15 protein-coding genes and 2 pseudogenes are annotated in these 18,917 nt (G+C 70.9%); 11 read left to right on the top strand and 6 right to left on the bottom strand.

Annotated elements, in window-relative coordinates:
- Window positions 1-102 precede the first annotated feature (102 nt).
- Window positions 103-1,155, top strand: a complete 1,053-nt coding sequence (locus tag BLV72_RS41700) for an Lrp/AsnC family transcriptional regulator (RefSeq protein WP_244321268.1) — start codon at window positions 103-105, stop codon at window positions 1,153-1,155.
- A gap of 51 nt (window positions 1,156-1,206) precedes the next feature.
- Here BLV72_RS41700 and BLV72_RS41705 read toward each other — a convergent pair.
- Window positions 1,207-3,293 (bottom strand): annotated as a pseudogene (locus BLV72_RS41705) (SpoIIE family protein phosphatase).
- Between the two features lie 621 nt (window positions 3,294-3,914).
- Between BLV72_RS41705 and BLV72_RS41710 the strand changes: the two are divergent.
- Window positions 3,915-5,048 carry an FAD-dependent oxidoreductase gene (locus BLV72_RS41710; protein WP_093468999.1) on the top strand — a complete coding sequence of 378 codons (1,134 nt, stop codon included), beginning with the start codon at window positions 3,915-3,917 and terminating at the stop codon, window positions 5,046-5,048.
- A gap of 43 nt (window positions 5,049-5,091) precedes the next feature.
- Here the strand turns inward: BLV72_RS41710 and BLV72_RS41715 are convergent, their stop codons facing one another.
- The 4 genes from BLV72_RS41715 to BLV72_RS41730 form a co-directional block, all read right to left on the bottom strand.
- Window positions 5,092-5,475: a VOC family protein gene (locus BLV72_RS41715; RefSeq protein ID WP_093469001.1), complete on the bottom strand. Its 384-nt coding sequence runs from the start codon at window positions 5,473-5,475 to the stop codon at window positions 5,092-5,094.
- A 90-nt stretch (window positions 5,476-5,565) separates the two neighbouring features.
- A complete protein-coding gene (locus tag BLV72_RS41720; RefSeq protein WP_425288485.1) occupies window positions 5,566-6,477 on the bottom strand; it encodes a geranyl diphosphate 2-C-methyltransferase in 912 nt (303 codons plus the stop codon).
- A 5-nt stretch (window positions 6,478-6,482) separates the two neighbouring features.
- Window positions 6,483-7,796, bottom strand: coding sequence for a family 2 encapsulin nanocompartment cargo protein terpene cyclase (locus BLV72_RS41725; RefSeq protein WP_093469004.1), 1,314 nt, complete (start codon window positions 7,794-7,796; stop codon window positions 6,483-6,485).
- Window positions 7,797-7,894: 98 nt separating this feature from the next.
- Window positions 7,895-9,307, bottom strand: coding sequence for a family 2B encapsulin nanocompartment shell protein (locus BLV72_RS41730; RefSeq protein WP_093469005.1), 1,413 nt, complete (start codon window positions 9,305-9,307; stop codon window positions 7,895-7,897).
- Between the two features lie 439 nt (window positions 9,308-9,746).
- Here BLV72_RS41730 and BLV72_RS41735 point away from each other — a divergent pair, with 439 nt between their 5' ends.
- The 4 genes and pseudogenes from BLV72_RS41735 (at window position 9,747) to BLV72_RS41755 (ending at window position 13,013) form a co-directional block, all read left to right on the top strand.
- Window positions 9,747-10,595: a PhzF family phenazine biosynthesis protein gene (locus BLV72_RS41735; protein ID WP_093469007.1), complete on the top strand. Its 849-nt coding sequence runs from the start codon at window positions 9,747-9,749 to the stop codon at window positions 10,593-10,595.
- A 34-nt stretch (window positions 10,596-10,629) separates the two neighbouring features.
- A complete protein-coding gene (locus BLV72_RS41740; protein WP_342030710.1) occupies window positions 10,630-11,895 on the top strand; it encodes a threonine aldolase family protein in 1,266 nt (421 codons plus the stop codon).
- An 87-nt stretch (window positions 11,896-11,982) separates the two neighbouring features.
- Window positions 11,983-12,215: pseudogene (locus BLV72_RS41750) on the top strand (Lrp/AsnC ligand binding domain-containing protein); the annotation flags it as partial.
- 123 nt (window positions 12,216-12,338) lie between these two features.
- On the top strand, window positions 12,339-13,013 hold the full coding sequence (locus BLV72_RS41755; protein ID WP_244321269.1) for a hypothetical protein: 675 nt from the start codon (window positions 12,339-12,341) through the stop codon (window positions 13,011-13,013).
- Window positions 13,014-13,028: 15 nt separating this feature from the next.
- Here the strand turns inward: BLV72_RS41755 and BLV72_RS41760 are convergent, their stop codons facing one another.
- A complete protein-coding gene (locus BLV72_RS41760; protein ID WP_244321270.1) occupies window positions 13,029-13,466 on the bottom strand; it encodes a type 1 glutamine amidotransferase family protein in 438 nt (145 codons plus the stop codon).
- A gap of 295 nt (window positions 13,467-13,761) precedes the next feature.
- On the opposite strand from BLV72_RS41760, the gene BLV72_RS41765 reads away from it, so the two are divergent.
- The 5 genes from BLV72_RS41765 (at window position 13,762) to BLV72_RS41785 (ending at window position 18,856) form a co-directional block, all read left to right on the top strand.
- The gene (locus BLV72_RS41765; protein WP_093469010.1) at window positions 13,762-15,057 is read left to right on the top strand and encodes a flavin-containing monooxygenase; all 1,296 of its coding nucleotides are present in this window, start codon (window positions 13,762-13,764) and stop codon (window positions 15,055-15,057) included.
- Window positions 15,058-15,067: 10 nt separating this feature from the next.
- Window positions 15,068-15,547, top strand: coding sequence for a RidA family protein (locus tag BLV72_RS41770; protein WP_208905905.1), 480 nt, complete (start codon window positions 15,068-15,070; stop codon window positions 15,545-15,547).
- Window positions 15,544-16,218 carry a DUF1028 domain-containing protein gene (locus tag BLV72_RS41775; RefSeq protein WP_093469011.1) on the top strand — a complete coding sequence of 225 codons (675 nt, stop codon included), beginning with the start codon at window positions 15,544-15,546 and terminating at the stop codon, window positions 16,216-16,218. Before BLV72_RS41770 ends, BLV72_RS41775 begins: the two co-directional genes overlap by 4 nt.
- A gap of 35 nt (window positions 16,219-16,253) precedes the next feature.
- Window positions 16,254-17,402, top strand: coding sequence for a M20 family metallopeptidase (locus tag BLV72_RS41780; protein WP_093469013.1), 1,149 nt, complete (start codon window positions 16,254-16,256; stop codon window positions 17,400-17,402).
- 86 nt (window positions 17,403-17,488) lie between these two features.
- On the top strand, window positions 17,489-18,856 hold the full coding sequence (locus BLV72_RS41785) for an MFS transporter (RefSeq protein ID WP_208905907.1): 1,368 nt from the start codon (window positions 17,489-17,491) through the stop codon (window positions 18,854-18,856).
- Window positions 18,857-18,917: the final 61 nt, after the last annotated feature.

Genomic DNA, 18,917 nt, shown 5'->3' on the forward strand with positions numbered 1-18,917 from the left:
GGAGTGCCGACCGCCACGGGCGGCACCCCTGATGCGCCGCAAGCCTTGCCGATCCATCGCACTCGGGGCACGTCCAGGGCGTGGATTTGTACGATCGCCCTCATGACAGGAGCGCTGATGGCCGAATCCGCCGGTGTGCAGCCCGAGGATGTGCGGGTCATTCGCGCACTCCAGGTGGCTCCGCGGGCCTCGTTCGCCTCGATCGCGGCGGTGCTCGGCCTCTCCGAGGGCGCCGTCGGCCGCCGCTATCGCCGGTTGCTCGCCGATGGCGTCATCCGCGTGGCCGGTGTCGTCGATCCGGGGGCGCTGGGACAGAGCCGGTGGCTGGTGCGACTGCGGTGCCGCCCCGGCAGTGTCACGGCGATCGCCGACGCACTCGCGCAGCGCGACGATGTCAGCTGGGTGGCCCTCGGCGCCGCGGGCTCCGAAATCACCTGCGCGGTCCGGTCGCGGACGCGGGAACAGCGCGAGGACCTCCTCGGCCGGCGGCTTCCACGCACCGCGGCCGTCATCGACATCAACGCGTCCGCGATACTGCGTCAGTTCGTCGGAGGCCGCGGCCACTATTGGGCCGCGCTGCGCGGCACGCTGACTCCACAGCAGGAGTCGGCGCTCGGGAGCGATGGCGCCCCTTTCACCGAATCCCCGGTGGTCCCTCGCGTTCCCGTGCACCTCGACCCCGAGGACGAGAAGATGCTCGACCTTCTCGCCGCGGACGGTCGCGCCGGCCTCGTCGATCTCGGCGCGGCGGCGAACCTCACGCCCGGGCGCGCATCACGTCGTCTTCACGCCTTGCTCCGGCGCCGGGTCGTCCACATCGATGTCGAGATCGCCCCGGCCGCACTGGGCTATCACGCTCGGGCGAACCTCTGGCTCCGCGCGCACCCGACGGCGGTCAAGGACATCGGCCGCATACTCGCGCGGGAACCCCACATAGCCTTCGCCGCGGCCGTCTCCGGGCCCTACAACCTCCAAGCCGTCGCGCACTGCCGCGACCTCGACGAACTGTTCGAGTACACCTCGGACCGCATCGGGTCGCTGTCCGGCCTCCAGAGCATGGAGGTCTCTCCTCTGCTGCAGCAGATCAAGCAGGCCGGCACGCTCGTGTCCGGCGAGCGTCTCGTCCCATCGCACAGGGCGCGGGCGCGACGCTGAAGGCGCGGGCTCGGCGAGCCGGGCGACGGCTCGAGCCGGACGATGGCCCTGTCATCCGACGACCGCTTGCGGGTGGAGCAGGAGCAGGGCGATGTCATCGCTGTGGGGATCGGTGTGCGGGTCGTGGTGGATGAGGGCGTCGGCGAGGGTGTCCATGGGCTGGCCACGGGCTTGGGTGAGCTGGTCGGCGAGGTGGGTGGTCGCGTCGTCGAGATCGACGTCGGGACTCTCGACGAGGCCGTCGGTATAGAGGGCCAGCACGGCGCCGGGCGGCAGGGGGATCTCGGTGGCCGGGTAGTCGACGTCGGGTTCGATCCCCAGCAGGAGGCCGGGTGGCAGATGGAGGACCTCGGTGTGCCCGTCGGGGTGGCGCAGGAGCGGGGGCGGGTGCCCGGCGGTGGCCAGGTGGGCAACGTGGCGTGCCAGGTCGATATGGGCATACAGGCAACTGGTGAACAAGCCCGGGTCGAGGTCGGTGAGCAGGCGGTTGGTGCGGGCGAGGACTTCCCCGGGATGTGCCCCGGCGGTGGCGTGGACGGCGGTGCGGACCTGTCCCATGAGGGCGGCGGCGTTCACGCTGTGGCCTTGGACGTCGCCGATGGCCGCGGCGACGGTGGTGGCGTCGCAGCGGATGAGGTCGTAGAAGTCGCCGCCGATGTCCATGCCGCGCGCCGTGGGCAGATAGCGGGCCGCCACCTCCAGCCCGGGCACGGTCGGGAGGGCGGCGGGGAGCAGGCCGGACTGCAGACCGTGGGCGAGCTGGTGTTCGGCGTCGTAGAGCCGGGCGCGATCGAGGGCCTGGGCGATCAGTCCGGCGAGAGAGGTCAGGACGGCGCGTTCGTCCGGGGTGAAGTCGTGGGGCCGGTCGTAGGAGACCACGCAGCAGCCGACCGGGCGACCGGAGGCCAGCAGCGGCAGAAACGCCCAGGCCGCCCTCTTGGTCAGCCGCGGGATGTCGGGAGCGAGCTGATTCATCTCGTGCGGGGACGCGAAGAACAGGGGTGCTCCGGTGGTCACGGCGCGCACGGTGGGGGCCGAGTCGTCCCGGAACGCGGGGAGATCGAAGCGGCTGATGACCTCGGGTGGGTAGCCACGCTGGCCGACGACACGCAGCCGGTCGCCCTCCGCCACGGACAGGACGAAGCCCTGGGCGCCGAAGGCGGGCAGGATCAGGTCGGCGGTCAGCTCCACCACGTCCTGAACGCTGACGGCCTCGGTGAGCGCGCCGGCCAGGTGCATCAGGTCGTACAGCCTGCCGGACCGTGTCGGTGTGGCGATGTCCGGCCCGCACGCCGGGCGGTCGATCGGGGCGGTGTCGTCGGTGGGGGAGACGCGCACACTGACACCGGAGGCATCCGGGCAGAGCTGGAAGGACAGCCACCGGTCCGGCGGGCGCAGGGCGGTGAAGGACGTGGGCCTGCGGCCGAGCACCGCGGCCCGGTAGCCGTCGTCGAAGACCGGGTCGTCCAGCCATGGCAGCGCTTCCCACAGCGGCGCGCCGAGCAGATCCGGGACGCTCCCGCCGAGCAGATCGGCGGCGGTGGCGCTGAGGAAAGTGATCCGGCCCGCCACGTCCAGCGCGCAACAGCCCTCCGGGAGACGGTCGGCGAAGTCCACCGCGGCCTGTGCCTGGACCGGCCCGGCGGTCCAGGCCGCGGCGGGGCCGCCACGTGCGGCTCTTCGGGCGCTATCGGGTGCCCGTCCTCGGCGGCATACCGCAAGAATGCCCCCACCCGGTCGCAGGTGGAGTCGATCACGGCGCGCTCATGGGCGCTCAGGTGCGGCCGGCGCGGACCGGGCCACAGCAGCACCAGTCCGCCCCAAGCGGTGGCGCCGGATGTGATCGGTGCGGCGGCCAGCGCCACCGGGTAGGGCCATACCAGCGCTGCCTTCGGGTAGCGGCGCGCCAGCTCCGCCTGGCTGGCGAGCCATACCAGGCGCCGCTCACGCACCGCGTCCGCCAACGGACCCGAAGCCCGAAGCCGCAACCGTTCCCAGAGCTCGGCGATCTTCGGTGGCACCCCGGTCATCATGGCCAGCCGCAGCACCCGCCCGCCCGGCGGCAGCAGATACACCAGGCCCGTGGACGCGCCCGTTTCCCGTACCGCCGTGCACAGGAACGCATCCAGCAGCTCCATACCGGAGCCGGCGGCAGGCGTGGCATCGTCCCGCGTCCCCTGCTCCTCCTGTGCGACGTGCCGCACCCGCCCGAAGCGGCGCCTGGCCGCCTCGGCGCCGATCCCGAAGGCGGCACCGATCCGCGCCCAGCCGACCCCGGCCTGCCGATCGGCCAGCACCGCGTACCGCACCAATCGCTCGGCCAGCCCGGGAACCTCCGCCACCGCGGCACAGTGAGAGCCCACCGCGGCTTCCCGCGCCGGGGACAGCTCACCCGCCTGCCGCGCCGCCGACTGAACCCGGTCCAGCAGATCCGCGCTCGCGAGCACCATCGCCTGCCGCGTCTCGGCCGCCGCCGGCCATCGAGACCGCGCCCGCCAGGCCGCCTGCCGGTGTGCCGGACTGCAATACCGCCGGTTGCGGCCGGCCTGATTCGGTAGCGGCGCATCGCACCAACCGCACCGAATATCACCCATATGCACACATTACGCCCGTCAGGGGTGACGGCGGTGTCGGTACGCACATGCTCTTTGTCGGTGGCTGTCGGTCGCGTTGTCGGTGGCGTGTCGGCGGGATCCGGAACCGTTCGGGAAATCCTGCCGGATGCCCATTCGGCAGACGTCCGACAGCAAGGAACCACCATGACCACTGACGTCACGATCATCGGTGCCGGACTCGGCGGCCTGACGCTCGCCCGCGTCCTGCACCTCCACGGCATCCCGGCCACGGTCTACGAGGCGGAGGTCTCTGCGATGGCGCGTGCGCAGGGCGGGATGCTCGACATCCACGAGGACAGCGGCCAGCCCGCCTTGCGGGCGGCCGGCCTGATGAACGAGTTCCGCGGCATCGTCCTGGAGGGCCGCCAGGCGATACGGGTTCTCGACCTGGCCGGGACCGTCCTGCTCGACAAGCCCGACGACGGTACGGGTGGCAACCCCGAGGTGCTGCGCGGCGAGCTGCGGCAGATGCTCCTCGACTCGCTCCCGGCCGGCACCGTCCGGTGGGGCCATAAGGTGAGCGGCACCCGTGCCCTCGGCGCGGGCCGCCACGAGGTGACCTTCGCGGACGGCACCACCGTCACCACCGGCCTGCTGGTCGGCGCGGACGGCGCGTGGTCCCGAGTCCGGCCACTGCTGTCCCCTGCGACACCCGAGTACATCGGCATGTCGTACGTCGAGACCTCCCTGTGCGACGCCGACACCCGGCATCCGGACAGCGCGAAAGCGGTCGGCGGCGGGTCGCTGTTCGCGCTCGCGCCCGGCAAGGGATTCCTGGCACACCGGGAGAGGGCCGGCACCCTGCACGCCTACGTGATGCTGGCCCGGCCTCAGGACTGGTTCGCGAACACGGACTTCACCGATGCCGCCGCGGCCACCGCCCGGATCGCGCGGGAATTCGACGGCTGGGCACCGGAACTCACCGCGCTGATCGCCGACGGTGACACCGCACCGGTCCTGCGGTCCCTCTACGCCCTGCCCATCGAGCACCGGTGGGAGCGGCAGCCGGGGGTGACCCTGCTCGGCGACGCCGCCCACCTCTCGCTGCCGAACGGCGAGGGCGCCAACCTGGCCATGTACGACGGCGCCGAACTGGGCAAGGCCCTCGCCGCGCACCCCGAGGACATCGAGGCCGCGCTCACCGCGTACGAGCAGGCCATGTTCCCCCGCAGCGCCGCGGCCGCCGCCGAAGGAATCCAGGTCCACGAGATGTTCTACGGAGCAGGCGCACCCCACAGCCTGGTCACCATGATGACCGGCCACGGGCAGACCCCGTGAGACACCGGCCCAGGGCACCCAGAGTGGCCGCGTCCGCCCCTGGTCAGGCCTGCTGGAGCCGCGCGTGCAGGAGGCAGAACACGTTGCCTTCCGGGTCGGCCAGGACGTGCCAGTTCTCGTTGCCGGTCTGGCCGACGTCGGCGGGCCTGGCGCCGAGAGCGAGCAGCCGCTCCAGCTCGGCGTCCTGGTCGCGGTCGGTGGCGTTGACGTCGATGTGCAGCGGGAGCTTCCCGGTCCGCGGGTCGCTGCTGGGGCTGAGCACGAGGGTCGGCTGCAGACCGCCGAAACCGGTGTCGGGCGGCCCGATCTCGATGCTTCCGTCGTCTTCCCGGCCGAGCTCCACGTAGCCGAGCACCTCGCTCCAGAATGCGGCGAGCCGCTCGGCGTCGGCGCAATCGAGGACCAGTTCACTGATGCGGCATGCCATGCCCGTCAGTGTACGGAGACAACCCGAGAGCCGGTCGACAGCGCTTCGCCCCGCCACCATAGGGCGACGGGGCGATGTGCCGGGAGGCGGTCAGACGCGGTCGGCCGCGATCAGGAGGTACTGGAAGGAGCCGTCCTTGTAGGAGTTGATGAACGCTTCCTCAATGCCGGTGACCAGCGAGGACGTGGCTCGCAGCTCCCAGTACGGCAGGGTCGCGGCGGTCAGGTCGACGACGGCCTGCGGTACGAGGCGATTGTCGGCCATGGCGCGCAGATACTCCCGGCGGGAGTGGATGTTGCACTCGAAGTGCGCGTTGATCTGGGAGACCCACTTCGAGGGCTGGCCGTAACGGGGGTTCCAGCAGCCGGTGATGGTCACATAGCGACCGCCGACCTCGAGGATGCGGGAGTGCTCGGCGAAGAGGTCGTGCAGGTCGACGTACATGCTCGACTCGTTGTTCCACGAGGCCGCGATCTGCCCGGTCTCGAAGGGCGTACCGAGCATGTTGCAGACGCGGGCGTGGACGTGGTCCTCGATGCCGAGCTCGTGGGCACGCTGATTGGCGAAGTCCGCCTGCTTGGCCGACAGGGTGACGCCCTCGACCTTGCACCCGAAGCGCTGGTGGGCCATGACCATCGAGCCGCCGCGGCCGCAGCCGGCGTCCACGAGCGTGTCGTCGCGCTCCACGGGGCCGAAGTGGTCCAGGAGAAGTTCGGCCTGTGCCGATTCCAGGCGGTGGAGCTCGGCGATCAGCCTCTTCTCGTACGCACTGTCGTCGGTGTCGCCGAGGGCGGTGCGGTCGACGGCGCCGATGCCGTAGTGGTGGTGGTAAAGGCCGTCGACATCGCCGAGACGCAGGTTCACCGGCCGGGCCTCGCCGTCCCAGTAACGGGCGATGTCCCCCTGGTAGGGCGTCACCGGGGCGGGGATGAACACGGAGGCGGCGCTGGTGGAGACGGCGGCGTCGGTGGAGAGGTCGGTACTGGTCACAGATAAGTCCATTCTTCTCACCAGAAGTCGGGCAGGCTGTAGCGATAGGTGTTGGTCTGGTGCCAGTAGTGGTTGCCGTCGACCCACGCGGCCACGCCCCGCAGAAAGCGCTGCACGCTCGGGAGGGGGCAGGCGGCGGCCAGGTCCGCGGCCGCGGCTTCGAAGTCGCGCATGAGGTCGTTGTGGACCTCGACCGACTTCAGATAGGCCTCGCGGTCGGAGATGCCCTCACGTTCGGCGATCACCACGGGCAGGTTCAGATGATGCCCGGGGGAGGCGAGTTCCTTGGTGTACGAGTACAGGTCGTTCACGATGGTGGTGGCGTTCCCGGCGAGCGCGATGACGCGCTGCATGGCGGGCGTGGCGTGCAGGTCCGCCGGCAGCTCGTAGCCGCCGACGGTGTCCGTGATGGTGGGGCAGGGGCGGAAGTTGTTGAACTGGCGCATCGCCAGGTACTCCCACACCTCGGGCACGTGGTCCGTCTGGGCCCAGGCGGCCTCGGCGAGGTACCCCAGGTGCAGACGGGCCATGTCGTGCCGGTACCGGTCCGCCTGGGAGGCGCCGGCCGCTTGGACGAAGTACTCCATGGCGGAGCGGTACGCGCGCCGGGGCGCGTCCGAATGGAGCGACTCCGCCCAGCGCGGCTGGTACTCCTTGGTCGTGTGCAGGGGGTCGAGGGCGGTGTGCGCCAGCAGCAGGCGCCCGCCGAGGCCGATGGGCGATCCTCCGTGGTCCTCGCAGTAGCAGTCGTCCACCGCGTTCTCGGCGACCATCAGGCGCGTGGCGAGCATCAGGTGGTCGACGGTGGGAGCGTCCGGATGGCAGGCGACCATGTAGCGTCCCACGGAGAAGCCGTCGAACTGGTCCTCCCAGTCCTCCGGGTACAGATCGACCTCGTCCAGCGCCCAGGTTTTGATCCTGCGGCTGACCTCCTCCACCCGCACCGGGTCGGGCTCCGGCACCGGATGGTGGTAGAGGCCCGGGACCGGGGTGCCTTCCGCCGGAGCCGTCGGCGGCTCCACCGGCTCCACCGGCGCCGACGCGCCCTCGCACCGGGCCAGACGCAGGCCCACCGTGCCCAGGCCACTGGGGCCACGCAGGATCCGACCCAGGCCGGCGCCCGCGGTGGGCATCTCGGCGGCAGGAACGTCGGTGGCAGGGGCGTCGGCGGGAGGCGGTGCGGGCAACGACGGCGCGGGGGATCTGCCGCCGCCGAAGGCGGCCCTGATGTCGCGGGCGCGGGCGGCGGCCTCAGCGAGGACATACGCCCCGGAGTGCGAACCAGCCGCGGGCGGGCTCGGCTGCGGAGGGGAAGGCTCGGGCGCGGGCATCCATAGCTCCTCGATGGGGTGGGTGGCTGTCCCGGATCGGGCATGCCCGCCCGGCTCGGAGCACCGGGCTCTCGTAGCCGCCGGGCAGGGCAGGATCACTAGTCGCGACTGCGGGCGATCTGCACGTTCTCCAACACACCGAGCGCATCCGGCACCAGGATGGCGGCGGAGTGGTACGTACTGACGAGGTAGGAGATGATCGCCTTGTCGTCGATGCCCATGAAGCGCACCGACAGACCCGGTTCGTACTCCTCCGGCAGGCCCGTCCGACGCAGACCGATGACGCCCTGGTTGTCCTCGCCGGTGCGCATGACGAGGACCGAGCTGGTGTTCTCCTTCGTGATGGGGATCTTGTTGCAGGGCAGGATCGGGACGCCGCGCCAGGCCGGGACCTGCTGCCCGCCCAGGTCGACATGGGTCGGGTAGAGCCCGCGGGAGTTGAACTCCCGCCCGATCGCCGCGATCGTCCGGGGGTGGGCGAGGAAGAACTTGGAGCCGCGGCGGCGGCAGAGCAACTCGTCCAGGTCATCCGGGGTGGGTGGGCCCGAGTGGGGCTGGATGCGCTGCTTGAAGTCGGCGTTGTGGAGCAGACCGAACTCCCGGTTGTTGATCAGCTCGTGCTCCTGGCGCTCACGCAGCGCCTCGATGGTGAGCCTGAGCTGCTCCTCGGTCTGGTCCATCGGCTCGTTGTAGAGGTCGGCGACCCGCGTATGCATCCGCAGAATGGTCTGCGCGACGGAGAGTTCGTACTCGCGCGGCTTCAGTTCATAGTCGACGAACGTGCCGGGGAGCGCGGGTTCGCCGGTGTGACCGGCCGCCATGGCGATCTCCGCCTCGCCGCGATGGTTCTGCGCCTGGCCGCGGAGTGAACTGAACTCCTGGATGTGGGCCTGGAGGCCCGGCGCCGAGGTCAGCACGGCGGCGAAGTCGGCGCGGGACAGGGTGAGCAGGGTGCCGGAGGTCTCGGCGGTGGCGGTGTAGTCCCACCGGGCATCCTCGTTCAGCAGAGCGCCCTCGCCGAACCGGTCGCCATCGGCCAGTACGGCGACGGCGGTCTCGTCGCCGTACGGGCCGACGGAGGTCTGGCTGATGCGGCCGTGGGCGATCAGATGGAACTCCTCGGCGGGCCTCCCGCGCTCCACCAGTGTTTCGCCCGCACGGAAGTCGCGCTGAACGCACCGGTCGGCGATGGCGGTCAGTACCTCCACGTCCTCGAAACCGCGCAGCAGGGCCAGTTCGCCGAGTTCGCGGGGGATCACCCGGACGTCGGCACCGTCCTGGACGAACTCGATGCGCCCGTCGCCGACGGTGTAGCTCAGCCGGCGGTTCACCCGGTAGGTGCCGCCCTTGACCTCCACCCAGGGGAGCGTCCGCAGCAGCCAGCGCGAGGTGATCCCCTGCATCTGCGGGGCGGACTTGGTCGTGGTGGCGAGATTGCGGGCGGCCGCCGTGCTCAGGCTGGACTGCCGATGCGGCTCCAGAGGTGCTTCCGAGCTGGTACCAACAGTCATCGGGCGGGCTCTCCTTCGTGAGGGCGATGGCTGGCGTGCGTGCGTGTCACCGGCAAAGAGGAAAGGAGGGGGTAAACATCCGGGAATCCGTCCAGACCCGGGGAACAGTAGCGGCCCGTGTACCCATTCGGCCTCGGAGAGCCGCTGGCGTTAACTCGATAAGATGATCGTGCCCTGCCTGGGGTTTGCCGCGGTCGGCGACGGTATTCGGACGCGATCACGGCACATGGGTGTCGAGGCGGGCATGCGCGTCGGTACGGGATGCGGCGCCATCGTGCGAGATCCTGCCCTCGCCTTCTCCCAGCCCCAGTAATCAGTCCACCCAGTCGTGACTGGCTGTTTTCCACCGGGCCGGCAGCCGCTGGGATGGAGCTTCCATGGACACACCGGACGCCCGAGGACCGCTTCCGCCGCTTCCGCCACTGTGAAAAGGCCCTTGATGACTACGCCACGCGCACGCTCGTTCATGCAGGTCGACGTGTTCTCCACGACCCCCTGTCTCGGTAACCCGGTCGCCGTCGTCCTGGATGGGACGGATATCACCGACGAGGAGATGCGGCGTCTGGCGCGCTGGACGAATCTGTCCGAGACCACGTTCGTCCTGCCCCCGACCACGCCGGAGGCGGACTACCGGCTGCGGATCTTCACCCCTGGAGGTGAGCTGCCGTTCGCCGGGCATCCCACGCTCGGCTCCGCGCGCGCGTGGCTGGACAACGGGGGCGCGCCACGGCACGCGGACCGCGTTGTGCAGGAGTGCGGCGCCGGCCTGGTCACCGTGCGCCGCGGTGAAGGCATCTTGTCGTTCGCCGCCCCGCCGCTCGTCCGCGACGGCGGGCTGGACGACGCGTATCTGCACCGGATCGTCGCCGCGTTCGGTATCAAGCGGGATCGGGTCATCGGCCACCAGTGGGTCGACAACGGACCCGGCTGGGCCGTGGTCCGGCTGGCCACGGCCGAGGAGGTGCTCGCCCTCGAACCCGACCTGTCCCTCATCCCGGACGCGATGGTCGGCGCGATCGGTGCCCACCCCGAGGGATCCGGGCACGACTTCGAGATGCGCACCTTCGCGCCCGGCGTCGGCGTGGCGGAAGATCCCGTGTGCGGCAGCATCAACGCCTCGGTGGGGCAGTGGCTCACCGCCACCGGTGCGGCGCCGTCCGCCTACCGAGTCTCCCAGGGCGCGCGCCTGGGCCGGGCCGGGACCATCGAGGTCATCGCCGACGAGGACGGCACCGTCTGGGTCGGCGGCGCCGCCACCAGCCACATCCGCGGCACCATCACCCTCTGACCGTTCGGAACCTGACACCGAGGAAATCCCACTCATGAGCGCCACCATCGCCACCACCCCCGCCGGACACGCCTTCATCAGCGACAACATGGCCGGAGCAGCCCCGGAGATAGTCCAGGCCGTCGCCGACGCGGCTGCCGGGCAGGTCCTGCCGTACGGCAACGACCCCTTCACCGACAGCGCCCGCCGCAGGCTGAGCGAGATCTTCGAGCGGGACGTCGATGTCTTCATGGTCTCCACCGGGTCCGCCGCCAACGGTCTGAGCCTGGCCGCCCTCACCCCGCCGTGGGGCAGTGTGCTGGCCCACCCCGACAGCCACATCCACCACGACGAATGCGGCGCACCCGAGTTCTTCACCGCCGGTGCCAAGCTCGTCGGCGTTCCCGGCGACAACAGCATGATCGACCCCGACGCGCTGTATGCGGCGGTGCGCCGCAAGGCCGGTGACGTGCACAGTGTGCAGCCATCCGCGGTGAGCATCAGCCAGGCCACCGAGCTCGGCAGCGTCTACACCGTGGCGGAGATCCGCCGCCTGTCGGCCATCGCCAAGGACGCCGGGCTGCGCGTCCACATGGACGGCGCGCGCTTCGCCAACGCCCTGGCCCACCTCGGCACCACCCCGGCCGAGATGACCTGGAAGGCCGGCATCGACGTGCTGTCCTTCGGCGCCACCAAGAACGGTGCGATGACCGCCGACGCCATCGTCTCCTTCGACCCCGAACTCGCCACCGAGCTCGGCTTCCGCGCCAAGCGCGCCGGCCAGCTCGCCTCCAAGATGCGCTTTTACGCAGCCCAGATCGACGCCTATCTCACCGACGACCTCTGGTTGCGCAATGCCCGCCGAGCCAACGCGATGGCCACCCGGCTCGGCGACGGCCTCAAGGCCATCCCCGACATCGCTCTTGTGGCCACCCCCAGGCCAACATCCTCTTCTGCCGCCTGCCCCAGCACGTCACCGAAGGACTCCTCGCGGAGGGCTACGTCTTCCACCACGACCGGTGGGAGCCGGGGAGGGTCCGCTTGGTCACCTCCTTCACCCACAGCGCCGACGACATCGACCAGCTCCTCGACGCGGTCCGCCGCCACACACGCTGACGGGCCGGGCCATAGGCGGCGTACCGGACTTCGGCGGGTGCGGCTCATATCTCCCGTGCGCCCTGAGCTGCTGCCAGTGATGACTCCTCTTGGCCCTCGGAGACGGGTCGCCGGCGGCGGGCGCGAGCGTTCGTACGGGCGGGGCGGGTTCACGAGCCCGCCAGGCGTTCCACCAGCAGAAGACCGCCGATGGCGATCATCATGACACCGGAGACCCGGGTCACCGTCCGGGCCGCCGAGGGCCGGGTCTTGAGCACGGTACGGGCCAGGACGCCGACGGCGAGATGGACGGGAGGACGCCGACACCGTCACCGTCTTCGAAGAGGCCGTGGCCGCCATCCCGCACGTCATCCAGGCCCAGCGGCTCTTCGGCGACCCCGACTACCTGCTGCGCGTCGCCCCACCGACCTGGCCGCCTACCGGCAGCTCTACGACCAGCGGCTGGCCAGACTCCCGGGCGTCCAGCGCCGGAACTCCACCCCCGTCATGAAGAACGTCGTCCACGACCGCCCCCTGCCCCAGTAGCCGCTTGTCCCCGAAGCCCGTTACAGGTCAGGGTCGCTGCGCACCAACTGGTCCTAAAATGGGTTGGCTTGGGGCCGACGGGGGAGGGTGACGAGCGTGGAGTTGGCACCGAGGCTAGTCATTGTGATCGCCTTGCTCTGCTGGTTGATCTACGCACTGTTCGTATGGATCCGCGGAATCGTGCATCGGCGGCGGCTGCCGGAGCCGTCGGTCGCCCCGGGCCAGTTGGAGACCTATCAGGGGCAGGCGTTCCGCGAGATCTGCCGACGGGCGGCGAATCCGGGTCGGCGCGTGATGATGACCGACTACTTCGCCCAGCGGGGATGGAATCGGGCGGACGCCATGCGCATCCTGGCCGAGCCGCTCAAGCACAAGCTGATCGATGTGGAGGGTTGGCGGTTCGGCAGCTACAGCGTGACGTACAAGGGCTGGACCGAGTACGAGGGCAAGTTCATCTGGACGGGAGGCGAAGGGGTGCACATCTCCACTGGACCGGGAGGCTTCGTCGTGGCGAACGTCAACAGCCATCATTCGGTGGTCCACGGCGGCTACGGCAACCGGACGAACGCGACTGACATCCCCCATCAGCAACTGATCGACGCCCTGCGTACGGACGCGGACACCGCGACGTCCGATGAGGCGGTGAGGGCACGGGAGTACGCCGACGACCTGGCCGCGGCCGTCGACGCGCAGGATCCCGACAGGACGGCACGCATCCTCGGAAGGATCAACGCCCTCCTGTCCACCGCCACGGCTGCCTTCACCCTGGCCCGCGGACTCCTGCCACCCGGCTCGTAGCCAGGCGATCGCGGGTCAGGCGCCCCGCAAGGCCATCGTGGTCTTGCCGGTGCGTTCGCGAAGGAGCACGCGCAGCGTGTTGGGGTGCTCGTAGCCGACTCTCCGGGCGATGGTTCCAGGGGCAGCTCGGTGGTGCGCGGCAAGTGGGAGGCCCGCTGGACCCTGAGGTCCTGGACGAAGCGGATGGGGGCCCCATGGTGCGCTGGGGATGCTGTAGGCGGACTGTGACGGGCGTTCGTCGACCACCGGACAGCGGGCCACCAGGTCGGCCAGGGCGGGGCTGCTCGCCCGGACGATCGCCAGGGCGAGGTCGACGTGCCCGAAGGCCGCACCCGCGGTGGTGACGCCCGAGTCGATGACCATCCGGTTCTGATCGAGCTGGACTCCCGGATACCTCCTGCGGAAGACCGGCGCCAGCCACAAAGTCGTGGTCGCGCGAAGGCCGTCCAGCACGCCCGCCTCGGCCAGCAGGAAGGTGCCCCCCGAAGTGATCGCTGAACTCGCCGACTCCGAAGAGGTTCCCGTCGCCAGGTGACGTTCAGGAGTGCGGCCAAGCCTCCGTTGACGCCGGGCAGTTTTCCCGCGCAGCCGCCGGCCGCAGTGTCCACATCTGTAAATCAGATCGCCTACAGCGGAAACATCTGTTGGACAGCACTACGGCCATGCCCAAGGATCCCTCGTGCGGTAGCACCCACAGCACAGTCGACGCGACACCGGGATGCGCTACCGCCTGAGTGGAGGCTGAACGTTGAGTGAAGAGACTGAGGTAGTCGTCGTCGGCGCGGGCCAGGCGGGCGTGGCGATGAGCGAGCACCTGGGAGCCCACGGTGTGCCGCATATCGTCCTGGAGCGGCACCGTATCGCCGAGCGGTGGCGCTCGGAGCGCTGGGATTCCCTGGTGGCGAACGGGCCCGCGTGGCATGACCGGTTCCCGGGGCTGGAGTTCTCCGATGTCGACCCCGCTGTCGACGCCGACGCCTTCGCCTCGAAGGAGCAGATCGCCGACTACTTCGTCACCTACGCCGAGAAGATAGGCGCCCCGATCCGGTGCGGTGTCGAGGTGACCTCGGTGCGCAGACGGGCCGGTCGGCCCGGCTTCCGGGTCGAGACCTCGCGGGGCCCCATCGACGCGCGCTTCGTCGTGGCCGCGACCGGGCCGTTCCAGCGGCCCGTGATCCCGCCCATCGTCCCGGACGGCGCCGTCCCCGTGCAGATTCACTCCAGCGGGTACCGCAACCCGGAGCAGCTCCCCGACGGCGCGGTCCTCGTGGTCGGGGCCGGCTCCTCGGGGGTCCAGATCGCCGATGAGCTGCGCCGCTCCGGCCGCCGGGTCTTCCTCTCCGTCGGCCCGCACGACCGTCCCGCCCGCCAATACCGCGGACGCGATTTCTGCTGGTGGCTCGGTGTGCTCGGGCGCTGGGACGCGGAGACGCCTCCCCAGGGTGCCGAACACGTCACCATCGCGGTGAGCGGCGCCCGTGGCGGCCACACCGTGGACTTCCGTGCCCTGGCCGCCGACGGCGTCGAGCTCGTCGGTCTGACCGCGTGCTACGACGACGGTGTGCTCCGCTTCGCGCCGGATCTCGCCACGAATATCGCGCTCGGCGACGCGAAGTACCTCGAACTCCTCCGGGCGGCCGATGAGTACGTCGAGCGCAATGGGCTCGACCTCCCCGAGGAGCCGCAGGCCCACGTCCTCGGGCCGGACCCGGCAGGCGTGGCCGACCCCCGGCTGGAGCTCGACCTGGCCGCGGCCGGTGTCACCTCGATCGTCTGGGCGACGGGCTTCGCCACCGACTACAGCTGGCTCGAGGTCGACGCGTTCGACGAGAACGGCCGGCCGAACCAGCGACGCGGCGTGTCCTGCGAACCCGGCGTGTACTTCCTGGGCCTGCCCTGGCTGTCCCGCCGCGGATCGAGCTTCATCTGGGGCGTGTGGCACGACGCCGGATACGTCGCCGATCACATCACGACCCAGCGGGGCTATCTCGCGTACGGCACCACCGACCGGCCCGGCGCCGAGCCGGCGGCCTGGAACAACTGAGGAGCAGACGATGACCTCCACGAGCGAGGGCCGCCGGGCGAACGCCGTCAAGGCCCCGGTCGTTGCCGGCGGGCACACCCGGATCCGTCCGTTCAACACCCGCGACACCTATCCCGAGCAGAACCTCGACAACGACCTCTGCCAGGCCGTCGTCGCCGGCGGCACCGTGTACGTCCGGGGTCAGATCGGCCAGGACCTCGACACCAGCGAGTCGGTGGGCATCGGTGACGCCGAGGCGCAGGCCGAACAGGCCATGGCGAACATCAAGATGCTGCTCGAAGAGGCGGGCAGCCGGATGGAGCACCTGGTCAAGCTGACCATCTATCTGATCGACCCGCGTTACCGCGAGGCGGTGTACCGCACCGTGGGCCGCTGGACCAAGGGCGTCCACCCGATCTCCACCGGCCTGGTGGTGTCGGCTCTGGCCCGTCCGGAGTGGCTGTGCGAGATCGACGCCGTCGCCGTGATCCCCGGGGAGGAGCGGGCATGACCTTCTCCCTGGTGGTCCGCGATGGCGAGCGGTTCGGCATCGTGGTCAGCTCGTCCAGTCCGGCGGTCGCCGCCCGGGTCGCCCATCTGCGGCCCGGGGTCGGCGCGGCGGCGTCGCAGAACGTCACCGACCCCACGCTCGGCACGAGCCTGCTGGCGGAACTGGCGGACCACGGCGACGCGGAACGCGCCCTGGCCGGTGTCACCGGTGCGGCGCGGAACGCGAAGTCCATCGCCCACCGTCAGCTGACCGTGCTGGGCCGCTCCGGGCCCGGGTTCGTCTACAGCGGCGCGCACACCCTGGGCAAGCATGCCTCGGCCACCGCCGAGGGCGCGGTGGCGGCGGGCAACATGCTGTGCGGCGAGCACATCCCGGGCGTACTCCTCGACGCGTACTCCGCCGCCTCGGGGGAGCTGGAGGAGCGGCTGGTCACCGCACTGAGGGCCGCGGTCGAGGCCGGTGGCGAAGAGGGGCCGGTGCACTCCGCGGGGCTCGCGGTCGTCGCGGACGTGGAGTGGCGGGTGACCGACCTGCGCGTGGACTGGGCCGACGACCCCGCCGACCGGCTCGCCGAACTCCTCGCCGTCTGGCTGCCGCAGCGGGACGACTATGTGCGCCGTGGACTCGATCCCGCCTCCGCCCCCTCCTACGGCGTCCCGGGCGATCGGTGATGGGGACGATGGGCACCCCGGGGATGACGGGGACGATGGGCGCGCTCAAAGAGGCCGCCCGGCGCGAGGTCGACCGGCATGCCGAGGAGCTGATCCGGCTGTCCGAGCGGCTGCACGCCGACCCGGAGACGGCCTGGGAGGAACACCGGGCGGCGGCCGCCGTACCCGAGTCGCTGGACCGCGCCGGATTCGACATCACCTCGTCCTACCTGGGCCTGGAGACCGCCTTTCACGCCCGGTTCGGCAGCGGGCCCGTGCGGATCGCGCTGTGCGCCGAGTACGACGCGCTGCCCGGCCTCGGCCACGCGTGCGGGCACAACCTCATCGCGGCGAGCTCGGTCGGCGCCGCGCTCGGCCTCGCCGCCGTCGCCGACGACGCCGGCCTCACCGTCGAGGTCTACGGCACCCCGGCGGAGGAGGGCGGCGGCGGCAAGATCGAGATGCTCGACCGGGGCGCCTTCGCCGGGATGGACCTCGCGATGATGGTGCATCCGGCGCCGGTGGACGTCGCCGAGGCCCGTCCGTTCGCGGTCAGCCACTCCAAGATCTCCTACACCGGGAGGTCCGCACACGCCGCGGCCTACCCCGAGGCCGGGATCAACGCGGCCGACGCCTTCACCGTGGCCCAGGTCGCGATCGGGCTGCTCCGCCAGCAACTGCCCACCTCCGCCCGGGTGCACGGCGTGGTGACCCACGCCGGGGACGCCCCGAACGCCATCCCGGAGCGGGCCACCGGCCGCTGGTACGTCAGGGCGGAGACCCTCGCCGAACTGGCCGAGCTGGAACCCCGGGTCATGCGGGCCTTCGAGGCGGGCGCCCTCGCGACCGGATGCGAGCTGGAGATCGAGCCGGAGAGCAAGCCGTACGCGGAGTTCCGCACGGACGAGACCGCCCTTGCCCACTACCGCGCGAACGCCCTCGCCCTGGGACGGGAGTTCGCGCCGCCGGGTCAGGCCGCCCGGATGAACCGCGCCTCCACCGACATGGGCAACGTCTCGCAGACGGTGCCCGCCATCCACCCGTACATCGGCGTCGGCTCGCTGCCCGCCACCAACCACCAGCACGAGTTCGCCGCGTTCTGCGTGGGCGCAAACGCCCAGCGGGCCCTGCTCGACGGGGCGGTGGCGCTGGCCTGGACCGGTGTGGACCGGAGTTCGAGCCGCTACGCGAGCGCGAGCTCCTGACCGAGGCGGCACCCCCGCACGGCCTCCCGACCGAGGCGGCCCCCGCACAGCTCCGGCTTGTTCCACCCATCCCCAAGGAGGCGCGCATGCCCACCACTCACACCGACGTCACCACGGCCGAGGTCGAGGTGGCCACCGACGTCGTCGCACTGCGCAGAAGCGTTGCCGCGGGAGCCGTCGGCGTGTTCGTGCACTGGTTCGACTGGGCCGCCTACGCCTATCTCGCCGGCACTGTCGCGACCGTGTTCTTCCCGGACGAGAACAGCACCACCGGACTGCTCGCCGTGTTCGGCGTGTTCGCCGTGTCCTTCGGCATCCGGCCCATCGGCGCCCTGGTGTTCGGACCGCTCGGTGACCGGATCGGCCGCAAGCGCACGCTGTCGCTGGTCATCTTCATGATGTCCGGCGCGACCCTGACGATCGGCCTGCTGCCCGGCTACGCGACGATCGGGGTCGCCGCCCCGGTGCTCCTGGTGATCCTGCGCCTGATCCAGGGATTCGCGGCGGGCGGCGAGTTCGGCAGCGCGGCGAGCTTCCTCGCCGAGAGCGCACCCCGGCGCCGCCGCGGTTTCGGGGTGAGCTGGCTGGAGGTCGGCTCCCTGCTGGGTTTCCTCGCCGGTTCGTTCGTCTATCTGCTGCTCACGACGGGGCTCGACGAGGACCAGCTGACCGCCTGGGGCTGGCGCGTCCCCTTCCTCGTCTCCGCGCCGCTCGGCGTCATCGGCTTCATCATCCGCAACAAGATCGAGGACACCCCCGAGTACCGGACGCTCGAAGCCAACGACGCCGTGCCGCGCACCCCCGTACGGGAGTTGCTCCGCCGCCACAAGCGGCACCTGCTCCAGGCCGCGGGCCTGATGGCCGCCATGCACGTGCCCTTCTACATGGTGCTGACGTACCTGGTCACCTACGAGACCGACCACCTGGGGCACTCGGCCGGCAGCGCGGCGTTGCTGTCCACGGCGATCTCGCTGCTGGGGCTGGTGCTGGTCCCGGTGTTCGGGCTGCTGTCCGACCGCGTGGGACGCAAACCGGTCTTCGTCGGGGCCACCGCGGCCCTCCTGGTCCTCTCCACCCCCGCGTTCCTCCTCATGCGGACCGGGCTCGCCGGAACCTGGATCGCCGGGCTGCTGCTCGGCGCGATCCTCGCCGCGATCCTCGGCACCTACGCGGTGTGGTCGGCGGAGATCTTCCCCACCCGCACCCGCCAGAGCGGCCTGTCCATCGCCTACAACCTCACCGCGGCCCTGTTCGCCGGCACGGTGCCGTACCTGATGACCGTGCTCATCTCCGCGACCGGCAGCACCCTGCTGCCCGGCCCCTACCTGATGGTGTTCGCCGTCGGCGGCCTCATCGCCGCCCTGTCCCTCAAGGAGACCGCCGGTTCCGCCCTACTGCGCCCCGAGGACGTCTCCGACGCGCCCGCCGAGCGCCACCACGCACCGCCCGCATAGCGTCCGGCGGCCGCATAGGGTCGGCATCGGCACGGACACCGATCACCAGGCGCGAGGGTCA

It is taken from the genome of Streptomyces melanosporofaciens, assembly GCF_900105695.1.
In the GTDB taxonomy this organism is placed as follows: domain Bacteria; phylum Actinomycetota; class Actinomycetes; order Streptomycetales; family Streptomycetaceae; genus Streptomyces; species Streptomyces antimycoticus.

Excerpts from the sequence above, each read along its gene's own strand:
- BLV72_RS41720 (WP_425288485.1), bottom strand. The coding sequence starts at position 6,477 with ATGGACTTATCTGTGACCAGTACCGACCTCTCCACCGACGCCGCCGTC.
- BLV72_RS41735 (WP_093469007.1), top strand. The coding sequence starts at position 9,747 with ATGACTACGCCACGCGCACGCTCGTTCATGCAGGTCGACGTGTTCTCC.
- BLV72_RS41775 (WP_093469011.1), top strand. The coding sequence starts at position 15,544 with ATGACCTTCTCCCTGGTGGTCCGCGATGGCGAGCGGTTCGGCATCGTG.
- BLV72_RS41780 (WP_093469013.1), top strand. The coding sequence starts at position 16,254 with ATGGGCGCGCTCAAAGAGGCCGCCCGGCGCGAGGTCGACCGGCATGCC.
- BLV72_RS41785 (WP_208905907.1), top strand. The coding sequence starts at position 17,489 with ATGCCCACCACTCACACCGACGTCACCACGGCCGAGGTCGAGGTGGCC.
- BLV72_RS41740 (WP_342030710.1), top strand. The coding sequence starts at position 10,630 with ATGAGCGCCACCATCGCCACCACCCCCGCCGGACACGCCTTCATCAGC.
- BLV72_RS41770 (WP_208905905.1), top strand. The coding sequence starts at position 15,068 with ATGACCTCCACGAGCGAGGGCCGCCGGGCGAACGCCGTCAAGGCCCCG.
- BLV72_RS41710 (WP_093468999.1), top strand. The coding sequence starts at position 3,915 with ATGACCACTGACGTCACGATCATCGGTGCCGGACTCGGCGGCCTGACG.
- BLV72_RS41715 (WP_093469001.1), bottom strand. The coding sequence starts at position 5,475 with ATGGCATGCCGCATCAGTGAACTGGTCCTCGATTGCGCCGACGCCGAG.
- BLV72_RS41730 (WP_093469005.1), bottom strand. The coding sequence starts at position 9,307 with ATGACTGTTGGTACCAGCTCGGAAGCACCTCTGGAGCCGCATCGGCAG.
- BLV72_RS41725 (WP_093469004.1), bottom strand. The coding sequence starts at position 7,796 with ATGCCCGCGCCCGAGCCTTCCCCTCCGCAGCCGAGCCCGCCCGCGGCT.
- BLV72_RS41700 (WP_244321268.1), top strand. The coding sequence starts at position 103 with ATGACAGGAGCGCTGATGGCCGAATCCGCCGGTGTGCAGCCCGAGGAT.